At 63.8% G+C, this 21,205-nt stretch carries 24 protein-coding genes and 2 pseudogenes; 14 read left to right on the plus strand and 12 right to left on the minus strand.

Annotated features, from left to right (window positions below; all coding sequences use genetic code 11):
* Positions 1-11: 11 nt before the first annotated feature.
* From CXR02_RS13255 to fdhA, 5 genes are all read left to right on the plus strand, one after another.
* Positions 12-689 carry a TetR/AcrR family transcriptional regulator gene (locus CXR02_RS13255; protein WP_104062435.1) on the plus strand — a complete coding sequence of 226 codons (678 nt, stop codon included), beginning with the start codon at positions 12-14 and terminating at the stop codon, positions 687-689.
* 51 nt (positions 690-740) lie between these two features.
* Positions 741-923 (plus strand): hypothetical protein, encoded by a 183-nt coding sequence (locus tag CXR02_RS13260; protein ID WP_104062436.1) that lies wholly within the window; start codon positions 741-743, stop codon positions 921-923.
* A gap of 142 nt (positions 924-1,065) precedes the next feature.
* On the plus strand, positions 1,066-1,332 hold the full coding sequence (locus tag CXR02_RS22960; RefSeq protein WP_258060954.1) for a hypothetical protein: 267 nt from the start codon (positions 1,066-1,068) through the stop codon (positions 1,330-1,332).
* A 249-nt stretch (positions 1,333-1,581) separates the two neighbouring features.
* Complete coding sequence (locus tag CXR02_RS22965; RefSeq protein WP_258060955.1) at positions 1,582-2,178, plus strand: YncE family protein; 597 nt, start codon at positions 1,582-1,584, stop codon at positions 2,176-2,178.
* Positions 2,179-2,461: 283 nt separating this feature from the next.
* The gene (gene fdhA, locus CXR02_RS13270) at positions 2,462-3,673 is read left to right on the plus strand and encodes a formaldehyde dehydrogenase, glutathione-independent (RefSeq protein WP_104062437.1); all 1,212 of its coding nucleotides are present in this window, start codon (positions 2,462-2,464) and stop codon (positions 3,671-3,673) included.
* 64 nt (positions 3,674-3,737) lie between these two features.
* Here fdhA and CXR02_RS13275 read toward each other — a convergent pair whose 3' ends face one another.
* Positions 3,738-4,532, minus strand: coding sequence for an alpha/beta fold hydrolase (locus CXR02_RS13275; RefSeq protein WP_104062438.1), 795 nt, complete (start codon positions 4,530-4,532; stop codon positions 3,738-3,740).
* A 43-nt stretch (positions 4,533-4,575) separates the two neighbouring features.
* Between CXR02_RS13275 and CXR02_RS13280 the strand changes: the two genes are divergently transcribed.
* From CXR02_RS13280 to CXR02_RS13300, 5 genes are all read left to right on the plus strand, one after another.
* Positions 4,576-5,094 carry a GNAT family N-acetyltransferase gene (locus CXR02_RS13280; RefSeq protein WP_219816429.1) on the plus strand — a complete coding sequence of 173 codons (519 nt, stop codon included), beginning with the start codon at positions 4,576-4,578 and terminating at the stop codon, positions 5,092-5,094.
* A 207-nt stretch (positions 5,095-5,301) separates the two neighbouring features.
* A complete protein-coding gene (locus tag CXR02_RS13285; RefSeq protein ID WP_104062440.1) occupies positions 5,302-6,387 on the plus strand; it encodes an extracellular solute-binding protein in 1,086 nt (361 codons plus the stop codon).
* Positions 6,388-6,446: 59 nt separating this feature from the next.
* Positions 6,447-7,577, plus strand: coding sequence for an ABC transporter ATP-binding protein (locus CXR02_RS13290; protein ID WP_104062441.1), 1,131 nt, complete (start codon positions 6,447-6,449; stop codon positions 7,575-7,577).
* The gene (locus CXR02_RS23215) at positions 7,574-10,225 is read left to right on the plus strand and encodes an ABC transporter permease subunit (protein ID WP_104062442.1); all 2,652 of its coding nucleotides are present in this window, start codon (positions 7,574-7,576) and stop codon (positions 10,223-10,225) included. The genes CXR02_RS13290 and CXR02_RS23215 overlap by 4 nt, the downstream gene beginning before the upstream one ends.
* Before the next feature lie 43 nt (positions 10,226-10,268).
* Positions 10,269-11,354: a LacI family DNA-binding transcriptional regulator gene (locus CXR02_RS13300; protein ID WP_104062443.1), complete on the plus strand. Its 1,086-nt coding sequence runs from the start codon at positions 10,269-10,271 to the stop codon at positions 11,352-11,354.
* Positions 11,355-11,396: 42 nt separating this feature from the next.
* Here CXR02_RS13300 and CXR02_RS13305 read toward each other — a convergent pair whose 3' ends face one another.
* The 6 genes and pseudogenes from CXR02_RS13305 to CXR02_RS22635 form a co-directional block, all read right to left on the minus strand.
* Positions 11,397-11,780 (minus strand): hypothetical protein, encoded by a 384-nt coding sequence (locus CXR02_RS13305; protein ID WP_104062444.1) that lies wholly within the window; start codon positions 11,778-11,780, stop codon positions 11,397-11,399.
* 318 nt (positions 11,781-12,098) lie between these two features.
* On the minus strand, positions 12,099-12,767 hold the full coding sequence (locus CXR02_RS13310; RefSeq protein WP_104062445.1) for a bifunctional 2-polyprenyl-6-hydroxyphenol methylase/3-demethylubiquinol 3-O-methyltransferase UbiG: 669 nt from the start codon (positions 12,765-12,767) through the stop codon (positions 12,099-12,101).
* An 8-nt stretch (positions 12,768-12,775) separates the two neighbouring features.
* Positions 12,776-13,987, minus strand: a complete 1,212-nt coding sequence (locus tag CXR02_RS13315) for an MFS transporter (RefSeq protein WP_258060964.1) — start codon at positions 13,985-13,987, stop codon at positions 12,776-12,778.
* Complete coding sequence (locus CXR02_RS13320) at positions 13,975-14,703, minus strand: HesA/MoeB/ThiF family protein (protein WP_104062447.1); 729 nt, start codon at positions 14,701-14,703, stop codon at positions 13,975-13,977. Before CXR02_RS13320 ends, CXR02_RS13315 begins: the two co-directional genes overlap by 13 nt.
* A 76-nt stretch (positions 14,704-14,779) precedes the next feature.
* Positions 14,780-15,049 carry a MoaD/ThiS family protein gene (locus tag CXR02_RS13325; RefSeq protein ID WP_104062448.1) on the minus strand — a complete coding sequence of 90 codons (270 nt, stop codon included), beginning with the start codon at positions 15,047-15,049 and terminating at the stop codon, positions 14,780-14,782.
* 455 nt (positions 15,050-15,504) lie between these two features.
* Positions 15,505-15,664, minus strand: a pseudogene (locus tag CXR02_RS22635) (ATP-binding protein); the annotation flags it as partial.
* A gap of 66 nt (positions 15,665-15,730) precedes the next feature.
* Between CXR02_RS22635 and CXR02_RS22640 the strand changes: the two are divergent.
* Positions 15,731-15,871, plus strand: coding sequence for a hypothetical protein (locus CXR02_RS22640; RefSeq protein WP_219816431.1), 141 nt, complete (start codon positions 15,731-15,733; stop codon positions 15,869-15,871).
* Positions 15,872-15,883: 12 nt separating this feature from the next.
* A pseudogene (locus CXR02_RS23270) lies at positions 15,884-16,030 on the plus strand (CGNR zinc finger domain-containing protein); the annotation flags it as partial.
* Positions 16,031-16,358: 328 nt separating this feature from the next.
* Here CXR02_RS23270 and CXR02_RS13345 read toward each other — a convergent pair.
* The 4 genes from CXR02_RS13345 to CXR02_RS13365 all read right to left on the minus strand — a co-directional run bounded on the left by CXR02_RS13345 (position 16,359) and on the right by CXR02_RS13365 (position 19,560).
* Positions 16,359-16,958 carry an alpha/beta fold hydrolase gene (locus CXR02_RS13345; RefSeq protein ID WP_258060956.1) on the minus strand — a complete coding sequence of 200 codons (600 nt, stop codon included), beginning with the start codon at positions 16,956-16,958 and terminating at the stop codon, positions 16,359-16,361.
* Between the two features lie 284 nt (positions 16,959-17,242).
* Positions 17,243-17,761 carry a GNAT family N-acetyltransferase gene (locus CXR02_RS13355; protein WP_104062451.1) on the minus strand — a complete coding sequence of 173 codons (519 nt, stop codon included), beginning with the start codon at positions 17,759-17,761 and terminating at the stop codon, positions 17,243-17,245.
* Positions 17,762-17,839: 78 nt separating this feature from the next.
* Positions 17,840-18,358, minus strand: coding sequence for a hypothetical protein (locus tag CXR02_RS13360; RefSeq protein ID WP_104062452.1), 519 nt, complete (start codon positions 18,356-18,358; stop codon positions 17,840-17,842).
* Entirely contained in the window at positions 18,355-19,560 is a 1,206-nt protein-coding gene (locus tag CXR02_RS13365; protein WP_104062453.1) for a serine/threonine-protein kinase, read from the minus strand. Before CXR02_RS13365 ends, CXR02_RS13360 begins: the two co-directional genes overlap by 4 nt.
* Before the next feature lie 258 nt (positions 19,561-19,818).
* Here CXR02_RS13365 and CXR02_RS13370 point away from each other — a divergent pair, with 258 nt between their 5' ends.
* Both CXR02_RS13370 and CXR02_RS22165 read left to right on the plus strand, forming a co-directional pair.
* Positions 19,819-20,223 carry a VOC family protein gene (locus CXR02_RS13370; protein WP_104062454.1) on the plus strand — a complete coding sequence of 135 codons (405 nt, stop codon included), beginning with the start codon at positions 19,819-19,821 and terminating at the stop codon, positions 20,221-20,223.
* 393 nt (positions 20,224-20,616) lie between these two features.
* A complete protein-coding gene (locus CXR02_RS22165) occupies positions 20,617-20,919 on the plus strand; it encodes a hypothetical protein (protein WP_146072544.1) in 303 nt (100 codons plus the stop codon).
* A 33-nt stretch (positions 20,920-20,952) separates the two neighbouring features.
* Here CXR02_RS22165 and CXR02_RS22405 read toward each other — a convergent pair whose 3' ends face one another.
* Positions 20,953-21,102, minus strand: a complete 150-nt coding sequence (locus tag CXR02_RS22405) for a hypothetical protein (protein ID WP_181037235.1) — start codon at positions 21,100-21,102, stop codon at positions 20,953-20,955.
* Positions 21,103-21,205: the final 103 nt, after the last annotated feature.

A 21,205-nucleotide genomic window follows, 5' to 3' on the forward strand; every position in this document is an offset into this window, starting at 1 on the left:
AGAATAATGCAGTGACAACAACCGGCCCCGGACGCCCCCGTAAGCAGCAACCCTCCCGCCCGGGAGCCACCGCACGTGAAGAAATCCTCGACGCCGCCGCCGAACTCTTTACCACCCAGGGCTATGCCACCACGTCGACGCGGTCCATCGCGGAGGCCGTGGGGATCCGCCAGTCCTCGCTCTACCACCACTTCAAGACCAAGGACGACATTCTTGAGGTGCTGCTCGCGGGCACAGTATCCAGCGGCCTCGGTTTTGCCCGCGGCATCTGCGCGGGGGCCAACGGCGATCGCGATACCGTATCGGCTGGTGCCCGGCTCCACGCCGTCGCGTTGTTTGACGGAACCCAACTGTGCAACGCCCGCTGGAACGTCGGCGTGCTATACAACCTCCCGGAATCACGCAGCGAACGGTTCCACAGCTTCACTAAAGACAGACGGGAACTCCGGGGACTGTACCAACGCCTGGGGGCAGCACTCCCCGAAAACGACTGGACCGCAACCGGCCAGAACGGAGATCTGGCCTTTCGACTCGTGGAGACCCTAATCAGCCTCCGCGCAGACGGGCTGTCCATCCCGGAATCCGCGCTCCAGGCGGCCGACGCCGGCATTGTCCTCAGCGGCATTGGCGAACACCTCGCCCCAATCCGGGTACGGAGTGCGACACTCATCGCGGATTTCAAAACCTAGAAAAGGCCGCAAACAACACCGCAACCCAGGATCTTCAACGCAAAACCGCCAATGCGAACTGCGCTTTCGTTCACCGCCAAACAACTTAGCAATCGCACTTATGCCAACGAGGTGGAGGGGAATCCGCCGGCGCCGAGCTGGAACGTGGCGCCCACCCAGGACGTGCCGATTATTGCCGAGCGGCTTGAGGACGGGGCGATTGACCGGCACCTGCTCGTAGTTCCTGGAACTTAGGGCACTAGCAATCCCAGCCCTCGGCTTGAGCGACACGTGAACCGCCATCCTCAGCCAAGTTTCACCCCACCGGCCGCAGGGCTGACGGCGGCGGGTAGGATCGGAACACCGCCGAAGGGCGGTCAAGGTTTTGGGGGAACTTGTGAAGAACTTTCTGATGCGCCGCGCCACCGGCGATCCGGGCGAACCGGTCGGGACGAGCGGGAACGCGAAGACTTTTCTGCGCGCAGGGGTGGCGCTGCTGGCGGCGGCCGGGCTCCTGCTCGGCCCCGGCGTCGTGGCCGTTCCGGCGTCCGCTGAGGACCTTACCGCGACTGGCCCGGCGGCCACTGACTCAACGGTGATCGACGCCGGCATCCAGCCTTTGGGCGTGGCGGCAGCGCCGGACGGGCACCCTGTATGTGAGTGACTACCACTGTGCGGGCGGCATCAGCGTCTTCCAGCCCGGCGAAACGCGCGCCTCCCGCACCAACAAGGTGGGACGTTTTCCCTCGTCGCTGGCGGTGACGACGGACGGGACCCTGTACGTGCGCCAGACGACAGACTCCGGACAGGCACAAATCGGCGTGCTACCCCCGGCGCGGCTGAAGCGGGCTTTGCGATCGGAGTGAGCCCGGGCGCGCACTGGCTGACGGCGGGAGTCGACGGATCGCTGTACGTGACCAACCCGGCTGAAGGAAGCGTGTCGGTGGTGCCGCCCGGCCGCGTCTGGACGGAGCGCTCCATCCTGGCGGGCCCCTACCCGGTGGAGGTGGCCGTGGCGAAGGACGGAACCGTCTATGTGGCAAGCATCATGAGGAATGATGTGGCGGTCATCGAGCCGGGCGGCACCACAGTGGCGCGTCGGATCCCGGTAGGAGAGGCACCGCAGGAGGTGGTGGCCGCTCCGGACGGCACGGTCTATGTGACCAACAGCGTGGACAACACGGTCTCGGTCATCCCGCCGGGGGCCACGGCCGCGGCGGAGACGATTCCCACCGGTGAGGACCCCGGCCGCATGGCTGTCCGGGCCGACGGAACCGTGGTGGTGGTCAACAGGGGCGGCAGGTCCCTGACGGTGATTGCCCCAGCTGGTGCTGCCGGTGCGCCCGCGCCTGGTGCGGGCGCACCGGCAGCGGCACGCCCAGGGCTGAGTCCGCGGGGTCAGTCGGAGGTTCTTCAGCCGGCGGTACTACTGACGGAGCTTCCGGGCCCGGACTTCCGGCGATTGCCGCCGGGGCGGCGGCCCTGCTGCTTTGCGGCGCCGGTGCCGTGATCGCGGTGCTGCGGAGGCGACGACGGGGCAGGACCGAGCTGCCCGCCTGGACCTTCAACTAGCGTCAGGTCCCCGCCGACCCGACGCGCGCAGGGGAGTAGATAGGGGGTTCGGGCTATGGACGCTTCGGACCGGCATGCCTAGACTGGCCGGACCCCCAACGCCAGGAAAACATCCAGCTGCTCAAGCCACGGGCAGGCCCTGCACCTGGGGGTCCATCGCAACACTTCACAACTCACGGCTACCCCACGAAGGCGTGCCGTGCCGAGAGAGGAGAGCACTGATGACTGGAAACAAAGCCGTTGCTTACAAGGAACCGGGCAAGGTCGAACTGATCGACATCGACTATCCAAGCTTCGAACTCAAGGACGGCCCGGGAGTCAATCCGGCGAACGTGGGGCGCACGGTACCCCACGGGGTCATCCTGAAAACCGTGGCCACCAACATCTGCGGTTCGGACCAGCACATGGTCCGCGGACGGACCACGGCACCGCCCAACCTGGTGCTGGGGCACGAGATTACCGGCGAAGTGGTGGAGGTGGGTCCCGGCGTCGAGTTCATCAAAGTGGGCGACATCTGTTCGGTGCCCTTCAATATCGCCTGCGGCCGCTGCCGGAACTGCAAGGAACGCAAGACCGGCATCTGCCTGAACGTTAATCCTGACCGCCCCGGCAGCGCCTACGGCTACGTGGACATGGGCGGCTGGGTGGGCGGGCAGGCCAACTACGTGCTGGTCCCGTACGCGGACTGGAACCTGCTGAAGTTCCCGGACAAGGACCAGGCCCTGGAAAAGATCATGGACCTGACCATGCTCTCTGACATATTCCCCACGGGCTTCCACGGCGCCGTGACGGCTGGGGTGGGCGTCGGCTCCACGGTGTATGTTGCCGGCGCCGGGCCTGTTGGCCTCGCAGCGGCCACCAGCGCGCACCTGCTGGGTGCCGCCGTCGTGATTGTGGGCGACCTCAACAAGGACCGGCTCGCGCAGGCGCACAGTTTCGGGTGCGAAACGATTGACCTGAGCGAGGGCGGCCCGGCGGAGCAGATCGAGCAGATCCTCGGCGTCCCGGAGGTGGACTGCGGCGTGGACGCGGTCGGCTTCGAAGCCCGCGGCCACGGCCATGACGCCAAGGAAGCACCGGCCACAGTGCTGAATTCGCTGATGGAAATCACCGCGGCCGGCGGCGCACTGGGCATTCCCGGGCTCTACGTCACCGGGGATCCCGGCGGCGTGGACGAGGCTGCCAAAAAGGGTGCGCTGAGCCTGAGCCTGGGCACCGGCTGGGCGAAGTCGCTCAGTTTCACCACCGGACAATGCCCGGTCATGAAGTACAACCGGCAGCTGATGATGGCCATTTTGCATGACAAGGTGAGTATCGCCAAGAACGTGAACGCGAAGGCGATCACCCTGGACGACGCGCCCAAGGGCTATGCCGAGTTCGACGCCGGAGCGGCCACCAAATACGTCCTCAACCCGAACGGATACCTCAGCTAAGTCCCTCACCTTAGCCAGCGGCGCCGTCGGGAATTACGACGGCGGCCGCTGGCTTGGTGCCCGTCTAACCGAGGGAGGCGAGGAACGCCGTCGTATCCTCTGCCACCCGCTCCGGGCACTCCCACAGCACGAGATGTGCCACACGGGGATAGACCTTTAGCACGGAGCCGGGAATCCGGGCTGCCAGGGTTTCCTGGCCGCCGCGTGTCAGCAAGCCGTCCTGTTCTCCCCACAGGATCAGCGTGGGGGCGTGGATGGTTCCCGATTCGGTGGGCGGGGTGGCCTCGCCCAGGCCGTTCAGGATGGCTTTCCACACGTGGGCTGGCATCCTGAGACCGTCGCGCACTCGGTCCTCGACGAACCAGGCGGGAACCTCGTGCAGCAGGGGAAACCAGGACAGGGAATCCCGGACCCAGTCCTCGTCGAGGGGGTCCGTCAGGCGGTCCACTTCGTCGGCGAAGGGTGCCCGCCCGTGGAGGCTCAGGGGAGCGCCCACCAGCACCAGTGCCGCGACCCTTTCGGGATGGTCAACGGCGAGCCGCTGGGCCACGTAACCGCCGCTCGAGGAGCCGACGACGACCGCACCCGGCACGTCGAGGGCGTCCAGGATCGCTGCTGCGTCCTCCGCCTGTTCCGCCAGGGAGTAGCCGCCCTCCGGTTTGTCCGCTTCGCCTTGCCCGCGCAGGTCCGGGGCGTAGACCCTGAGGCCGGTCAGCAGGGGTATTAGGCGGTCAAAGCTCCCGCGGGATTCGCCCCATGCGTGCAGCAGCAGCACCGGTTCTGCGCCGGCGTCGCCGTGGATGAGGCACGGCACCGAGATGCCCGTGCGGAGCGTGAGATCCCGGACTTCGGAGTCCATAGATTCAGGCTACGCCGCCGGCGGCTCTCGGTAGAGTTTCGCTATGGATACCCCGGTGAGGGTTCGTTACGCGCGTGTCGAGGACGCTGCCGAGATGGCGCGCGTGAATGTGCGCGCGTGGCTTGAGACGTACCGCGGAGTCATGGCCGACCACGTCCTCGACGACCCCGGGTTGCCCGCCGCCCGGGAACGGTTCTGGACCGCCATGCTCAGCGATGAGCGCTACCGTGCGAACCGTGTGGCGGTGGCCGAGCGCGACGGCGAAGTGATCGGGATCGCGATGGCGGGGCCCTCGCAGAGCCCCGGGTCGCAGTGGGGCACACACCTCTACGTGCTGTACGTCGTGGCGGCTGAGCACGGGACCGGTGCCGGGGCTGACCTCCTGGATACCGTCGTTGGACCTGACGATTCGGCAGCGCTCTGGGTGGCCGATCCGAATCCTCGGGCGCAGGCGTTCTACCGCAAGCATGGTTTCGTGGCGGACGGGACCGTGAATGTGGAGGACGGCGTGCGCGAGATCCGCATGGTGCGGATCTCCTCCGGGAAGCCACACCGGTCCTGACTCGCTGCAACGTGGGGCCGGTGTTCACTTGCGGTTCACCGGAGATTGGCCACGCGGTTGAATACTGCCTACACACTCGATATGAACGCGCGATCATTCGAGTGCATCCCACAAATAAAACGGTGCGGAGAAGAGCCTGCCCAATGATGATCGCGCGTACATTCAGACTTTGGATACACCCGACAAGCGCAGAAACCGGAGCAAGCAATGAAAGTCCCACCCTTCGCCAAACACCGCATCCTCACGGCGGCATCCGCACTTATCGCAGGATCGTTCCTGCTGACCGCCTGCGCGCCGGGCGCCGGGGAGTCCGCCGCCAACGCGGACGGCAACGCCACCCTGGTGGTCTACAGCAACTCCGTCTCCGACGGGCGCGGCGCATGGCTGACGGCCCAGGCCGCCCAAGCAGGCTTCGATCTGGAGCTGGTGGACCTCGGTGGCGGCGACGTCATGAACCGCCTGACGGCCGAGAAGAACAACCCGATTGCGGACGTGACGTTCGGCATGAACAACGTGTACTTCGAGAAGCTCAAGGCCCAGGACGTGCTGGAGCCGTACACGCCTGCCTGGTCCGCCGAGGTGGGCAGCGCGATGGGCGACGAAGAGGACAAGACGTTCTGGCCGATTGTCCGCGAGCCCATCATGCTGGTCTACAACGAGGGTGCGTACCCGTCCGCCGATGCGGCCCCGCGGGACTGGACCGATCTCTGGACCAAGGACGAGTTCAAGGGTCGCTACGAGGTGCCCGGGGCCTCCACCGGTGCCACCACCCAGATGGTCTACTCCGGCATCCTGGCCCGCTACGCCGATCCGAGCGGCGAGCTGGGCATCAGCCAGGAGGGTTGGGACCAGATGGCCGCCTACTTCGAGCATGGCAGCACCGCGGTCAAGGGTGAAGACCTGTACGCGCGGATGAAGGCCGGTACTGTCGACGCCGGCCAGATGTGGCTCGCCGGCAAGAACAGCCGCGAAGCCGAGTACGGTGTCGCCACCAAGGCCGTCCAGCCGGAGGTCGGCGTGCCGTTCGCCGTCCAGCACGTGGCCATGGTCAAGGGCACCGACCAAGCCGAGGCCGCGCAGGACTTCATCGACTGGTTCGGCAGCGCCAAGGTGCAGGCCGCCTGGTCCAACGAGTTCTTCACCGCACCGACCAACACCCAGGCCCTCGCTGATGCCAACAAGCAGGCCATCGAGCAGACCGAAGCCTTCACGCCGCAGGACATCGACTGGGCCCTGGTAGCCGAAAACATCGACGCCTGGGTCGAAAAGATCGAACTCGAGTACCGGAAGTAGGAAGTTCCCGCCCTCGGGTGCCCGGAGGAATCCGGGCACCCGGGCCAAGGACCATCGCCATGATCACCTATAAGAACATTGACGTTGTTTTTGACGACTTCCACGCGCTCCCCGGGTTCAACCTGACCATCGAGGCGGGTGAGTTTTTCACCCTGCTCGGCCCCTCGGGCTGCGGCAAGTCCACGGCCCTGCGCACCCTGGCAGGCTTTATCGATCCCACCGCCGGCGATGTTTACGTCGACGGCGCCCGGGTCACCCACCTGCCCAGCCAGCGCCGCCAGATCGGCATGGTCTTCCAGAACTACGCCCTTTTCCCCACCATGACGGTCCGGGAGAACATCGCCTTCGGCCTCAAGGTCTCAGGCGTGTCGAAGGCCGAGACCACCCGCCGCGTGGACGAGATCGCCAACGCCGTGGAACTCGACAGCGTCCAGCTGGGAAAGGGCGTGACCGAACTTTCCGGCGGCCAGCAGCAGCGCGTCGCGATCGCCCGCGCCCTGGTGCTGCGCCCGAAAATCCTGCTGCTCGACGAGCCGCTCTCCAACCTCGACGCCAAGCTCCGCCACCAGTTGCGCGGCCAGCTCAAAGAACTGCAGGAGCAGTTCGGCATCACCACCGTTTACGTCACCCATGACCAGGACGAGGCGCTGACCATGAGCACCCGGATCGCGGTGATGAACAAGGGCCGGATCGAGCAGGTGGGAACCCCGCAGGAGGTCTACATGCGCTCCGCCACGGAATTCGTCTGCAACTTCATCGGCGATGTTAACCGGCTCGCCGCGGGAACGGTCGCCGCGCTCTCCGCATACCCTTACGGCACGCGGGGGACCGCCCCGCTCAACCCGGCATCGCCGTCGTACGTCCGGGTGGAGAAGGTGGGGCTGCACGCCCCGGCAGGAAACGCGTACGACGGCGGCGCCCGGCTCACGCTGCCCGGCACCGTGCGCTCGCGGCAGTACCACGGCGTCTACAGCAGCTACCGGGTGGAGCTGGACGTGCGCGACGGGGGAGTGGCCAAGGGGATCATCCAGGAGTCCGGGCACCCCGGCTTCGCCCCCGGCGACAGGGTTGACGTCAGCATCGATCCGGCAGACGTGCTGCAATATCCGGCCGCCAACGCGCAGGAGCCGGTTCAGACGCTGCAGGAACAGACGCTACAGGCTCCCATACCCGCAGGGGCGTCCCGGTGAACACGTCCGTACGCAAGATGCTGCGCTCACCGCTGTTCCTCGTGGTCGGTGCCGTGCTGCTGTGGTTCTCCGCGGCCTTCCTCGTCTGGCCGAACGTGCGGCTGTTCGGCGAAGTCTTTATGCCCGACGGCGAGCCGTCCTTCCGCGCCTTCGAGCGGCTGGGATCCTCGCGGCGGGCCATGGACTCGCTGCGCAACAGCTTCCTTCTGGCGGTGGTGCTCTCCGTGACGGTCAACCTGGTGGGCGTCTTCATTGTGCTCGCGACCCGGTACTTCGACATCAGGGGCGCTCGCATTCTCTACCTGGGCTACGCCACGACGCTGATCTACGGCGGGATCGTCCAGGTGGCCGGCTACAAGATCATCTATGGCGAGCACGGCTTCGTGACCAATCTGCTGGCTGGCGCGTTCCCGGACATGGACCAGGCCTGGTTCACCGGCATGGCCGCCGTCGTGTTCGTGATGACCGTTGCCGGCACCGGCAACCACCTGCTGTTTATGACCAACGCCCTGGCCCGGGTGGACTTCCAGACCGTCGAGGCGGCCAAAATGATGGGCGCCTCCACCTGGCGGGTACTGCTGACCATTGTGCTGCCCACCATCCGGCCCATGCTCTACGCCATCACCATCCTGACGTTTCTGGGCGGGCTGGGTGCGCTGGCAGCGCCGCAGGTGCTCGGCGGCACGGGTTTCCAGACCATCACACCCATGATCCTGACCTTCGCCAACTCACCGTCGTCCCGTGACTTGGCCGCCACGCTGGCCATCGTGCTCGGCGTATCCACCATGGTGCTGCTGGCCGTCCTGAACCGGATGGAGAAGGGCGGCACATACTTCGCGGTCTCCAAGGTCCCCACTGCGATGAAAAAGCAGAAGATCGGAAACCGCTGGGCCAACGCGGCCGTCCACGCCGCTGCCTACGCCCTGCTGGCCGTTTACGTGGTGCCGCCGCTGCTGATTGTCGTCTTCTCCTTCACCAGCGCCTCGTCGATCAGCTCCGGAACCCTGACGTGGGAGAGCTTTACCCTGAAGAATTACGCGCTCGTGTTCAGCGACTACAAGGCGTTCTGGCCGTTCCTGGTGTCCCTCGGCTACGGCGCTTTCGCGTCGGTCACGGTGGTGGCAGGCATGCTGTTTGTGGCGCGCCTGCTGCAGAAGCACCGGAACAACGTGACCGCGTGCATCGAATTTGTGCTCCACATCCCGTGGATCCTGCCTTCGACGCTGATCGCCCTGGGGCTGATCATCGCCTACGACCACGCCAGCTGGATCATGGGCAATGTCGTCCTGACCGGAACTGTGGCGTTGTTGGGCATCACCTATGTGATCCTCAAGATCCCGTTCACGCTTCGGATGCTCAAAGCGGCCTTCACTGGCGTGCCGGACCAGCTCGAAGAGGCCGCGGCCATCCTGGGCGCCGGGCCGCTGACAACCTTCCGCCTGGTGCTGCTGCCCGTAGTGTTACCCACCGCGGCAGCCATCGCGGCGCTGAACTTCAACAGCCTGTTGGACGACTACGACACCGCCGTGTTCGTCTCGCACCCGCTCTACCAGCCGCTGGGCATCGTCATCAAGAACGCCACCGCGGAGGACACGCTCAATGACGGCACGGCGCTGACGTTCGTCTACACGGTGCTGCTCATGCTGATCACCGCGACCACCATGTGGCTGGTCTACGGCCGACCAGCCGCCGGAATCGGGCGGCGTCCGCACATCCGGCGAGCGCCGCCGTCGAACCCGTCACGACACGAATCTAAAGGAACAACAATGTTTGGACAGAGCACTTACGCCTCGATCAACGAGCCCCTTAGCGCGGCCTTCGCCAGGCGGCGGCCACTGATTGCGGTGCACCGCGGTACCGGGCTGGGCACCATCGCGGAGAACACGGAGCCGGCCATTACCGCCGCGTTGGCGCAGGGCGCGGACATGGTGGAGATCGACGTCGTCGAATCCACGGACGGTGACTTCTTCCTGTTCCACGACGGCTACGAGCCGATGCATTTCGGCATCGCCCAGAACATCGGGACGCTGTCCACGGCGCAGATCCTGGACCTGAGCTACCAGTGGTGCACGCACCGGGGCGCCCCTTACGGGGTGGCGCGGCTGGAGGATGTGCTCCGGTCCCACCCGGAGACGCTGTTCAATGTGGACCGTTCCTGGGGCTCGTGGCCGCGGCTGCTGCCGTTCCTGGACCGGTTCCCGGAGCCGGGCCGGCTGCTGTTCAAGTCGCCGGTCGATGCGGAGCTGCTGGACGTGCTCGCCGCGCATCCGGTGAAGTATCCGTACGCGCCGATCGTCAGGTCGCACGAGGAGGTGCTGCAGGTGCTGGCCGCTGATGGAATCAACACCGTGGGCATGGAGCTGCTGGCCCCGTCGCCGGACCACGAGTTCGCTGACGCCGGCTACCTCGACTGGCTGCACGGGCAGGGTCTCTTTGCGCTGCTGAACGCGATCAACCTCAGCAACAGGGTGCCGCTCTTCGCTGGCTGGGATGACGAGGCTTCCGTGCTGGGATCGCCCGACGACGGCTGGGGCAAGCTGATGACGCTGGGGGCCGGAATCATCCAGACGGACTGGCCGGGCCTGCTGGTTCCCTACCGCAACCGGCAGCAGGCGGCGCTGGCACTGGCCGGGGCGGGGAAGCAATAGAGTGAGGACCGGATTGAACGAGCAAGGGTAAGGGGAGCCGAAAATGCCGAGGACACGGACGACGGCGGGGGACCGGTCGCGGGGGGACGCGCCCCGGGGGGACGCGGAGGTACCGCGCGAGGGACTGAAGATCCGGATGGAAGACGTGGCGCGGGCCGCCAACGTGTCCCGGGCGACAGTCTCCCGTGTCCTGGTGGGCAACCCGCCGGTCGCCGCCGCGACTCGGGAGAAAGTTTTCAGGGCCGTGCGCGAACTCGGTTACGTTCCCAATGCCATGGCGCAGGGGCTCTCCAAGCGCAGCTCCGACCTGGTGGGCCTGCTCCTGCGCGACCCGCGGAATCCGGCGTACGGCCGGCTGCACTCCCTGGTGCAGGAAGCGGTGAGCGGCCACGGGCTGGAGCTCATCACGGCCGTGCCGCACTGGAAGGAGGGGGCCGAGGACGAACTCGCCGCCCTGCGCCGCATGCTCGGACTGCGCGTGGGCGGACTGCTGGTCTCCACCGGTGTCATCAAGGCCGCGGATCTGGAACCGTTCCTGGACAGTGTGCCGGTGGTTTCGGTGGGCAGGGTGGAGGACCATCCCCGGATCCACGGGGTGTCCTATAACGAGGACGTCCACGGGGCCATGCTCGCAGACAGGGTCGCCTCGGCGGGGCACAGGTCCGTGGCAGTGCTGGTTCCGACGGTGTCGGTCTCCACCGCGGAGAACCGCCGTGGCCGGTCCATGGCGGTCCACCTGGAAGGCCGCGGGCTGACGGTCCACCGAATCGAGACCGACGCCTTCGGCCAGCCGGAGGCCGGCATCGCCCGGATCCTGGACCTTGTCCGCGACGGTGGGGTCACGGCCGCCATGTTCCCCAACGACATCAGGGCCATGATCTTCCTCCGGGCCGCCCGCGCCGCCGGCCTGGATGTCCCCGGCGACGTATCGGTGACGGGCTGCGACGGCATCATCCCGGGCCTGGACCTGATCGGACTGGCCACGCTGCGCATCCCGGTGGAACAAGTCGCGGCGCGCGGGGTTGACGTCCTTGAGAGTCTCATGAGCAACCGGGGCGGGATCGAGGTCCGGCACGAAAAATTCACCGGTGAATTCGTACCCGGGGCAACGCTGGGCCCGGCCGCGTAAACGAAAGCCTCGCCGGGGTTTGTCGTCTCAGTTGCAGTCGCGTCAGTTGCTGGGGCGTGCCCTTCGGCGCAATGCGTTGATGGTGGCCTCCGGCGAGGTGTTGAAGCAGAACACGATGCCGGGGACGAGCTCGCTAAGCAGGTTGACGACGCGCTCGAACAGCAGGGTGTGCTCCTCGGCCATCCGCACACCCGCGCCGATCATGGCCACCTGGACGGGTCGGGCGGCGAGGCATTCGCGGACCATCTTTTCGGACTCGTCAGGGTCGGCTGAAACCTGGCACGGCACGATGTCGAACCCGGCCTCGCGCATTGCCGCCTCGCCCGCCGCGATCCGGGTCGCCAACATCTCCTGGGAGGTCTCCGGGTGGCGGCTGAGGTCGACGGCGCTCGGATGCAGACGGAGCGACAAAACAGTGTCCCCCATCGATTTACCTGTCGTCGTGGAAAGGCTCCACCCTATCTCCAGGTCCACAGGGCGTGGGGCTTACGGCGCATGGTCGTCCCTTGTCCACGGTGCTATGGGGGTCCCATCGCCACGGTGGACTGTGGCACAAGCGTGATCGCTTGCTTGGTGGACGACGGGTTCTCTCCTTGTGTCGGTCAGGTGTTCGTCGTTATGGCGGCCATGATTGGCATAGGAGATGACTATGCGAACTTTTCCCGTCCAGATGCAAATCGATAACAGCGGCGACGCTTCGATCTCTCCGTGCTTGGCCTCCCCCGAGTAAGAGTCCAAGATGCCTCACCCTCTTTTTCTTGCGGTGCCTAACCAATTTCGGACTAACCCTCCCGGGTGGGCGAGGCGTGGAACATCTGCAGGCACTGGGCCGTTCTCCGGCTGGAATCCTGCTTTTGAAAGGATGGAGGTGGCGCCATTGAAGGACAGGTAGAGCTTGTCGACCGCCCCGAATGGGTAGCCGACGGTGATGTTGCCACCACAATCCATATTGATTTTTGACCAGGCTGGCCACAAATCTGTGCCAATGGCTGGCAGTTGGAACAAGAGAAGTCCATCCGGTTTCACCCTGTGGCTGAGGTCTCTGAGATTGTGCGTGGCCCTCTCGACAGACGCTTCGATTAAGGCCCGCGACAGGATGACTGCATCGAATTGAGGGATCTCGGGGAATGCATCGCGGAAGTCAGCGTGCTGAATGCGTTCCTTGTAGGACGGAAGGTCGGTTTGGCCTTTGCTCACAGCCACTTTCGAGGCGTCGCAGGCGTAGACGTCGTATGACTCTTCCAACAGTGGTCTCGCGTTTCGTCCGTTCCCGAAGCCGATGTATAGGGTCGTGGTTGTTTTGGTCAGGTGCTTCCTAGCGATATCCACGACGGGGAGGGGTGTGCTGTCGCCTTCATGAAACTCGAAGGACCAGTCGTACGAAAGGGCCAGATTGCGAGTTGTTATGTCCATGCTCTTCCTTACAGACTAGGATTACTCGGCCTTCGCAGTACGAGCACCCCACGGGCGCCTATTACGGCGCCGGCTAGGATGGCGAGGGGCCAGCGCTCCGGAACGACCAGGGAACTGAAAATTGCCGGGCCAGTAATGTTTTGAAACTGGCCACCGAGGTTTATTGCGCTGAGATCCGTGGCCAAATTTTCTTCCCTGCTCATTCTCACCATGTAGACGGTGAGAGCGGCCGACTGAGCGATCTCAGCAGCGATCTGAACTATGAGCAGCCCGATTAGCAGCTTTCCCGCAACATCTTCACCTACGGCAGCGAACAACGGGACTGGAAACATGGAGATACCAAGCAGCAGTCCGCTAATTCCCCACAGCTTCTGATGCCGGTTTCTCTGGTCTGCCCAAGCATTCACCGCCGCTTGAGTCAGGGCAACCACAACGGCATTTACAACGAACAGGACCGGGACGACCCATACGTAGTTCGGTGCATAGACCACGACAGCGAGGGGAAAGTAGACGTTCAGGAACGTCCTGTGAAACGAAAAAAGGAAGTTGTCGAAGACGATGCGTCTGCGGTGGCTCGAGTCAAGTGATGACTTAATCCGGGTCCAAGAAGTGATGACTGATGGACTGACATCAGCCTTCGAAAGGTCCAAGTCCCTGAGGGTAAGTCGATAGAGGATGATTACGAAGATAAAGGTCGCGGAGTTCAGTCCGAGTATGACAATGATCGGCAAGTTCAGGAAGAGGACAAGGGCGCTGAGTCCGGCTCCCAGTCCGTAGCCGATGTTCGCGGGTAACGCCGTTAGCCCAATGAGGCGGATGCTGTCTTCCTTGGACAACGGAGCAACCATAAGGCTGCGCGTCAGGGAAGCCGCCGAGCGATCAATGACTCCGAACAGCAGACTGTACGCGAGGTATTGCGCGTCGCCCGATATGAACACCCAAACAAGGGTCCCGAGAGCCCGCAAAATATAGGAACACGTAAAGACTCTCAGGTTCCCCCACCGGTCGGCGAGGGCGCTGATCGGCAGCGAGGCGAGCATCCCAGATATCGCTGAGAGCGTCAAACCGAATCCTACTGCGGCAGGATTTACGCTGAGGTGCTGGGTGAAGAGTACAACCGCTGCACTGACATACGAGCCAGTCCCCAAGGAATCGATGCCGGTCGCGGTCAGGGCCGCGCGTTGGAAGCGGCGAGCTTGCGGGACAGTCAGCGTTGACACGTAGGACAAGCCGTCCTCCTGGCAACGGGGATGGTGTAGGTGTCATTTTGAAAGTTAGAGAAGGACAGAAGCTGATTGGTAGCTAGTTCACCTTTGCCAAGCAGTAGCTTCACGACCTCGTTGGCACCCATGACTCCGGCCATACCGGTAGCGAGTCCCCAAACAGGAACGGGGCCCTTCCTGCTTTCAGGTAGGTCCGGATAGACGCAGTTCAGGCACGCCGTATCCGGTGGAACCATCGTGAAGACATAACCGTGGGCATACTGTGCACTGACATGAACCATCGGCGTTCTGGTGTCGACGGCAAACTTGTTAACGAGGAGACGTTGTTCTGGGCCGTCACCACCCTCGAGGATTACATCGTATCCGCCAAGAAACTCGTCAACGTTCGAGGCGTCGATCCGGTCAAGGGAGTAGCTCACAGCAATGTCCGGGTTGAGTTCGCGCAGTTCCTCGGCAGCGGCCTCGGCCTTGTACCTGCCGATGTCATGCTGGCGGTAAAGGATCTGACGGTTCAAGTTGCTAAGTTCGACCCTGTCGAAGTCCACGATATGAATTGTTCCAACGCCCGCGGAAGCGAGGTGGTACAGCAGGGAGGACTTCACCCCACCCGCCCCGACGCTCACAACCCTTCCCGCGCTAATCTTGTTTTGCCCTTCGAGCCCTAGCTGGGGCATAACTTCCTGACGGTTATATCTCGTATTCGTAAAACTCATGTCCCCACTCGCTCCTTCAACTGGAAAGACGCAGCGAGTACCAGTCGCTGCGCCCCCGTCCAGTGTGTTCTTATGGCTAACCGTCGCAGGGGACGGGGCTACCGACCATTACTCGGTCAGTCTCAGAGAGCACCTGCTCCGGACCAGCTACTGCACCGTTGACCAGGACGCGGAACATCTGACGCGGCTGTGAGCCTTCATCACTGATCGCGCGCTTGAGTTCCGGATCCAGCGCGCTGACCTCTCCCAGAACATCGGCGACCGTTAGTCCGTCCCGAAGCTGGATGTCAACAGAGCTCCGGTCCAACCGACCTTCGGCAATACCTCGAAGTGCAACATTGAGCATAAGACCTCAATCCTTCCTTTGTGAGATCACACTATCAATTTAGCGTGATGCGGATAACATATCACAAAACATGAATTGTAATTGACAAATCTGTCAATCGAATTGGGAGGTCTTGCGCTTGTTCTCCTGAATCGGCGAAAGCTCAGATAACCCAGACTTTGGACAGCGGGGTGAAGTGTTCGCCTCTGAGAGCGACAAACTTCCCTGGCGCCTGTCTCACCGTGCTTCCGGCAGAGAATCCAACTCAGTGGCACGTTCATGCAGTCAAGGGGTGACGGGCGACCGTGAAATTTGTTCTACCGGATATGACACACATTCTCTGGGGGCAGCCGGATGGTGGAAAATCCACGAGAACTTGAACAGTGGGGATGCTCACCTGCTACTTCAAGCCTTCCACAGCGCGAGATGCTTAGTTCGGTTCAGACCGTGGGGCGTCTTTAACCAAGACCGCATGGCTACACCACGGTTGGTTGGGCGATGGTATGGGCGAGGCGGTAGGAGTCAGTGCCGGTTTGGATGATGGCGCCGTTGAAGGTCAGCCGGTCACGATCGCGGCGCAGCGGCGCGGGTCGGTGAAGGTTTTGTTCCTCCGGAGAAGGACTCGTTGGACGCTATGCCGGCAACTCTCAGAAAACGACGACGAGCTCGACGCGACACTGGCCACCAACTGAGGACCTAAATATGAAAATCGAAGCCAGGGCGCCTCAGTTCCGTCTTGAGCATGGCGCGCTCGTCAGGACCGGGGGCGCCACCAGTCTCGCGGCGAGCATCGCGGTTGCAGCCGCCGAACTGCTCACCAGCGAAGACCGGGCCAGGCTCTAGGAATGCGGGCGCGCAAATTGCACGCGCGTGTTCATCGACCGCTCACGGAGCGGAACCAGAACCTGGTGCGGCATGGAGGAATGCGGCAACCGCATCAAGGCGGCCAATTACGGCTCGCGCCGGAAAGCCCGCACGGGCACCGCATCCCAAGCAGCTTAGGGACCTTCCAGTTGGGCGCCAGTAGAGATTCGGCAGCGCTCTGGGTGGCCTTCCGAATCCTCGGGCGCAGGCGTTCTACCGCAAGCACGGGTTCGTGGCGGACGGGACCGTGAATGTGGAGGACGGCGTGCGCGAGATCCGCATGGTGCGGATTATTCTCAATCGGCCATCGAGTTGCGGATTGCTTCGACGAGAATGTCCGGAGCGGCAACATGCACCAGGTGGTCCTGATCTCGAAGTGCCAAGACCTTGGCGTGCGGTAGGCACCTGACGATTCTCACGCGTGGCGCTTCATAGACAGAGCCACTTTTGGTCCCATGAATCACGGTTACACGCGTCTGAATTGTGAGGTACTTTTCCAAGTCGGGACGAACGCGCTCAGCGCTTGGATTTCATCCGCCAAGAGCAAAGCAAGCAGGCACAATCGGGTCCAGGACTTCCGGTTCTGGCGAAGTGCGTCGACATGTCCTTGGCTATAACCCGAGATGTCCCGGTTGACGATTTCAACCATGGTGTCAAAATCGTCCCAGGTGCGTGCTGCACGCAGGGCTCCCAGTTGTTCCCGTCCAAACGGCGACATCACAGGTTCGTACAGCGCCAGCGACAACGCGTCGGCTCCCGTTGCCAAAGCGTGGATTGCGATCAGGCCGCCCAGGCTCCAGCCAAAGACATGGGCAGGCTGGGCCACGTTCTCAAAGACCGCTTTCAGGTCTTCAACCTCGGTCAGAAATGAATAATCATCCGGAAGATTGCTGCTTGGCTGCCGGCCGCGTCGATTAATGACGTGGACTTCTCGGTCAGTGCCCATGAGGCTCGCGACGGTACCCCAGGCCTCAGCGTCGCTCATGACCCCGGGGATAATGATCAGCGGTCCAGCCCGGAGGTTGTTTGACCACGAGCGCCGCAATGTCCGGAGGCTCCGGAACACAGGATGTGCGCGCCGAAGTAGCTCGACAGCAGCGAGCCAACGCCACTGTCCTGCAGACCCGAATTGAATTGTCGGCCATGGCGGGGGACTTGCCGCCAGATTGCAACGCCCAGCTGCTCACCGAATTCGTCATGGCGATTTGGCTCGGGCTATCCGCCTCGGCCGAAACGGGAGTCCAGCGCTCAACGCTCCATGACGTGGTGGACGTGGCCTTGGATGCTTGGCCAGCGACAAAACTCTAATGGAAGATGCCCGGTGCCGGACTGCAGCATGACTTCAACCGGTCAGACGGTATTGATCCAGTAGCGTCGCTTGCCGTTGCGCGTATCCTCGCAGACACCGCCGTTCTTTTCGATGGTCGCCCGGGAGCCGGCGTTGTTCTCATCGCAGGTGAGAAGAACCCGGGGGATTCCCAGTTCCCTTGCCATCGGCAGGGCGTCGGCCAAAGCGGCAGCTGCGTGGCCGCGACGCCTGGCAGAGGGCCTCACGCTGTAGCCGATGTGCCCGCCCTCGTTGAGGAGGAATTCGTTCAGCTCGTGCCTGATGGCCAGCGAGCCAAGGAACGTGTCACCCTCCACAATCCATAAGTACGTGCAGGGCACGTGCTCCGGCTTGCGTGGGCTCTCCGGCAGGGCATCCTTGACAAGGGCATCGACAAAGCGGCGGAACGTCTGGGCATCGTTGAGTTCTGCCAAGGACCAGTCCGCCGGGCCTCCGCCGTCCCGGTTGGCGCCGTCAAATTCCGCGGACCCTTCCAGCCAGGAGGCGTGATAGCTGACGTCCGGAGCGATAAGAACAGGCATCACTCGATCGTAGTCCAGCTCTTCGTCCCTGGAACGATCCGCACGGTGATCCCGGGCCGGCCTGGTGCCCTTCCCCGGTCAGCCGTTCTTGTTTTTGCCTTTGCCCTCGGCTCCTTTTCCCTCTTCCGGTGCCTGTACAGGTGCCTGTACAGGTGCCGGTACCACGGGCGCAGTGTTTTCCTCGGCGGCCTGCGCGGCGGCTTCCGCGTCGGCCTTGGTCTTCTCGGCGGCAGCCGCGGCTTCTTCGGCGGCTTTCGCTGCCACGGCGGCTTCTGCGGCGGCATTGAGGTCGGACCTGACGGCGGTGATGCCGGCCATGATGCGCCGGCGCCGTTCCTCGGAAACCTGGCCGCTGCCGGCCGCAGATGCCACGTCCGCTTCCAGACTCTCCAGTGCCGTGAGCGCGGCCGTGTGATCGTTGGCGGCCGCAGCCTGGCTCACGCCGAGCACGACTTCCTGGAGATGGGAGGCCGTGTCGCGCTGCAGGCCGGTGGCGGCCGGGCCGCAGCCGGCGAGGGAGGCCGTCAGCGCAAGTGCGGCGGCAAGGCCGGCTCCCCGTGCTCCGGCGCTTTGGTTCTTGGACCGAAACGGGGTCATGGCTCCACACTCTTCTGAAGTTCCTGAAGGTGGTCACCCAGCGTCCCGCTTACCGCAGGGTAGGGCACGACGTCGGAAGTGGACTCTGGCGCCTGGCCCGCTGTCAGTGCCGCGGCCCCGCCTGCCAGCGCAACAACGATCAGGATGGCCAGCACCGGGAGTCGCATTTTCTGTCCCGCACGGGCCGGCCTCCGCCGGCGCGTTCGCCGGGGGCTGCTGGGCTGATCGGCACCAGGCGCCGGCCATGCCCGCAGATCAGGGGAGGGTGATTCTGCTGTGACGGACGGCGTCCTGAACGGCATGGCCGGCAGCACACGCGTGGTTTCCGGGACAAGTTCGCCGGGAGTGGAAGTCGGTGAGACAAGGGCCTGCCGCAGCGCCGTCTCGATGTCCGCAGCTGCAGGGCGTTCCAGCGGCTCGATTGCCGTCATGGAGCGGATCAGGTCGGCCCACTCGGCAGGGAGCTCCGCGGGAATTCTGGGCGCGCGGTGCAGCCTGGCCACGGCGGATTCCACAGCGCTGCCGGGGTATTCCATCGACTGCTTGATGCATTCGAGCAGGACCAGCCCCAGCGAATAGATGTCTGTGGCAGGGGTGAGCGGGGAGCCCATGGCCTGTTCTGGGCTGAGGTACGCCGCGGTGCCCACCATTGCTCCGGTTGCGGTCAGGCGGGTTGCGTCGGCGATTCGTGCGATGCCGAAGTCGGCCACCTTGGCCCGCAGTGGCTCACCGGGCCGGGTCTGTACCAAGAGGATGTTGCCCGGCTTGATATCGCGGTGGAGGATGCCAAGGCCGTGGACATAGGCCAGTGCGTCCGCGATGCCGGCTCCTATGACGGCGAGTTCGTCCAAGGGGACTTGGCTGTGCCTGATCCGGCTGCGCAGATCCTGGCCCTCCACCAGTTCCATCGTCAGGAACGGCCGGGGCTCCTCCGGGACGCGTTCGTCGACGCCGACATCGAACAGGGTCACGAGGCTGGGGTGGTTCAGCGTCGCCAGCAGCGTAATTTCAGCTTCTTGTCGTTTCAACGCGTCTGCGTCGGGAGCCTGGGGTGCGAAGAGCTTCAACGCCACGTCCCGGCCCAGGTTTTCGTCCCGAGCGCAGTACACGGACGACATGCCGCCGCGACCGATCACCTCGCCCAGCCGGTAACGTCCGCCGAGCACTTCAGTCCTGATGGACCTGGGCGATTCCGCCACCATATCCGTTCCTCCCGGTGCGCTGCGGCACTGTCACCTAAAATCATAAGGCAACTTACTATGTTCCGCCTGCCTATGTGTGATCGACTCGAAGTACACGCGCTTCCTTGCCGAATGCATCACTCGAGCCAGCCGAGCCTGGTCTGAGGCCTAACGCCAGTCAGTAATACGCATGGTGATCATTTGTCGGTATCCCTGGTCGAAGCAAAATATTGAGTGTTCGCAGCGCACGGCACATCCAGTGGCGGTACTGTGAGGCGCATGGAGATGCGCCTTGAAGTTGTGCAAGTACCTGTGGCCGATGTCGACCAATCGAAGTCGTTCTATACCGAGAAGCTGGGCTTTGTCCTTGACCACGACGTGGAGCACATCCCTGGAATGCGGGTCGTGCAGCTGACGCCGCCGGGTTCGGCTGCCTCGATAGTCATTGGTACAGGAATGACGAGCATGACGCCGGGCAGCCTCGAGGGCCTGCAGCTTGTGGTGCCCGACATTGGCGCGGTCCGATCCGAGCTCGTCCGCCGGGGCGCCGATGTCAGCGAAATACAGGACATGGGCGGAGTGCAGTTTGCGTACTTTGCTGACCCGGATGGCAACCGCTGGGTCATTCAGGGCGCAACACCATCTGACGTCCGGGATGCACATCTGAACGAGCCCGCGTCCTAGACGGCCGGATCCGCCGGGAGCGTAGGATGCCGCTATGGGACTAATAAGCGGAAAGCCAACGCCTGACGAAGGGCAGCATGGGTGGATCAACCGTGTGCGTTGAGCGGCCCTGACGACGGGAGCATAATGACGCGCATTCGGTTCTGGCAATGCATAGTTCCCTACCTGCTTCTCACCATGGTGCTGACGTCATGCGGCGACAAGATGGCGGGCGGACCGGGAGCTGCGGAACCCACGCCGGACTCCACCAGCTCCGCTGCCTCCAACAACTCCCCAACGCCCACCGGCTCAATCCTTGGTTCTACCAGCAGCCTCGTTCCAAGCGCCGGCCCCTTCGCGTGCGTTGACTGGGTCCGGTTTGAGACCCCTCAAGGCCAATACGACAATGCTGGCGTGGTGCTCATCGGAAAGCCTGTAAGCCGGGCCGGTGAGACCAGGATTTACGGTCACCAGGCCACGACCCACCTTGTGGAAGTCGAGCAGGTACTCAAAGGTGATCCCGGAGATGGGAACCTGCGCATCTCCTCCATGCCCCCGACATGCACTGGAGGAGAGTCCTACCCGGACGGCGATCCGCTCGATCCCAATCAGAGAGTCATCATTTTTGCGACCATGCAGGGCGGCGACTGGTTCACCATGACCCCCGCACAAGGAGTGTTGCCTTTCCAACAGGGCACAGAGCTTCCCTTTCACTAATGTGAGTCCAGCCGATCAGGCCCTCCGTTGCGGTCAGCCCGCGGCCTGACCCTCGCGGGCCACCTCCTCCAGAAGCCTGGCTGACGGCGGCGCCGACATCAGTTGCCCTATCACTTCCGGGTTATCCCACACCTGGCTGCTCAGCCGCTCCAGAAAGACGGTCGCAGCATCCTTGGTGTCCACCGGGCGGCACGTCCTGGCCGATATAGGCTGGACGGGACGCCGGCCCGCCCGGGCTGACCTGCCGCTTTCCCGGGCGGCCAGGAACGGACGGAAGGAAGGGTAT

Source organism: Arthrobacter sp. 4R501, assembly GCF_002929755.1.
Taxonomy (GTDB): domain Bacteria; phylum Actinomycetota; class Actinomycetes; order Actinomycetales; family Micrococcaceae; genus Arthrobacter.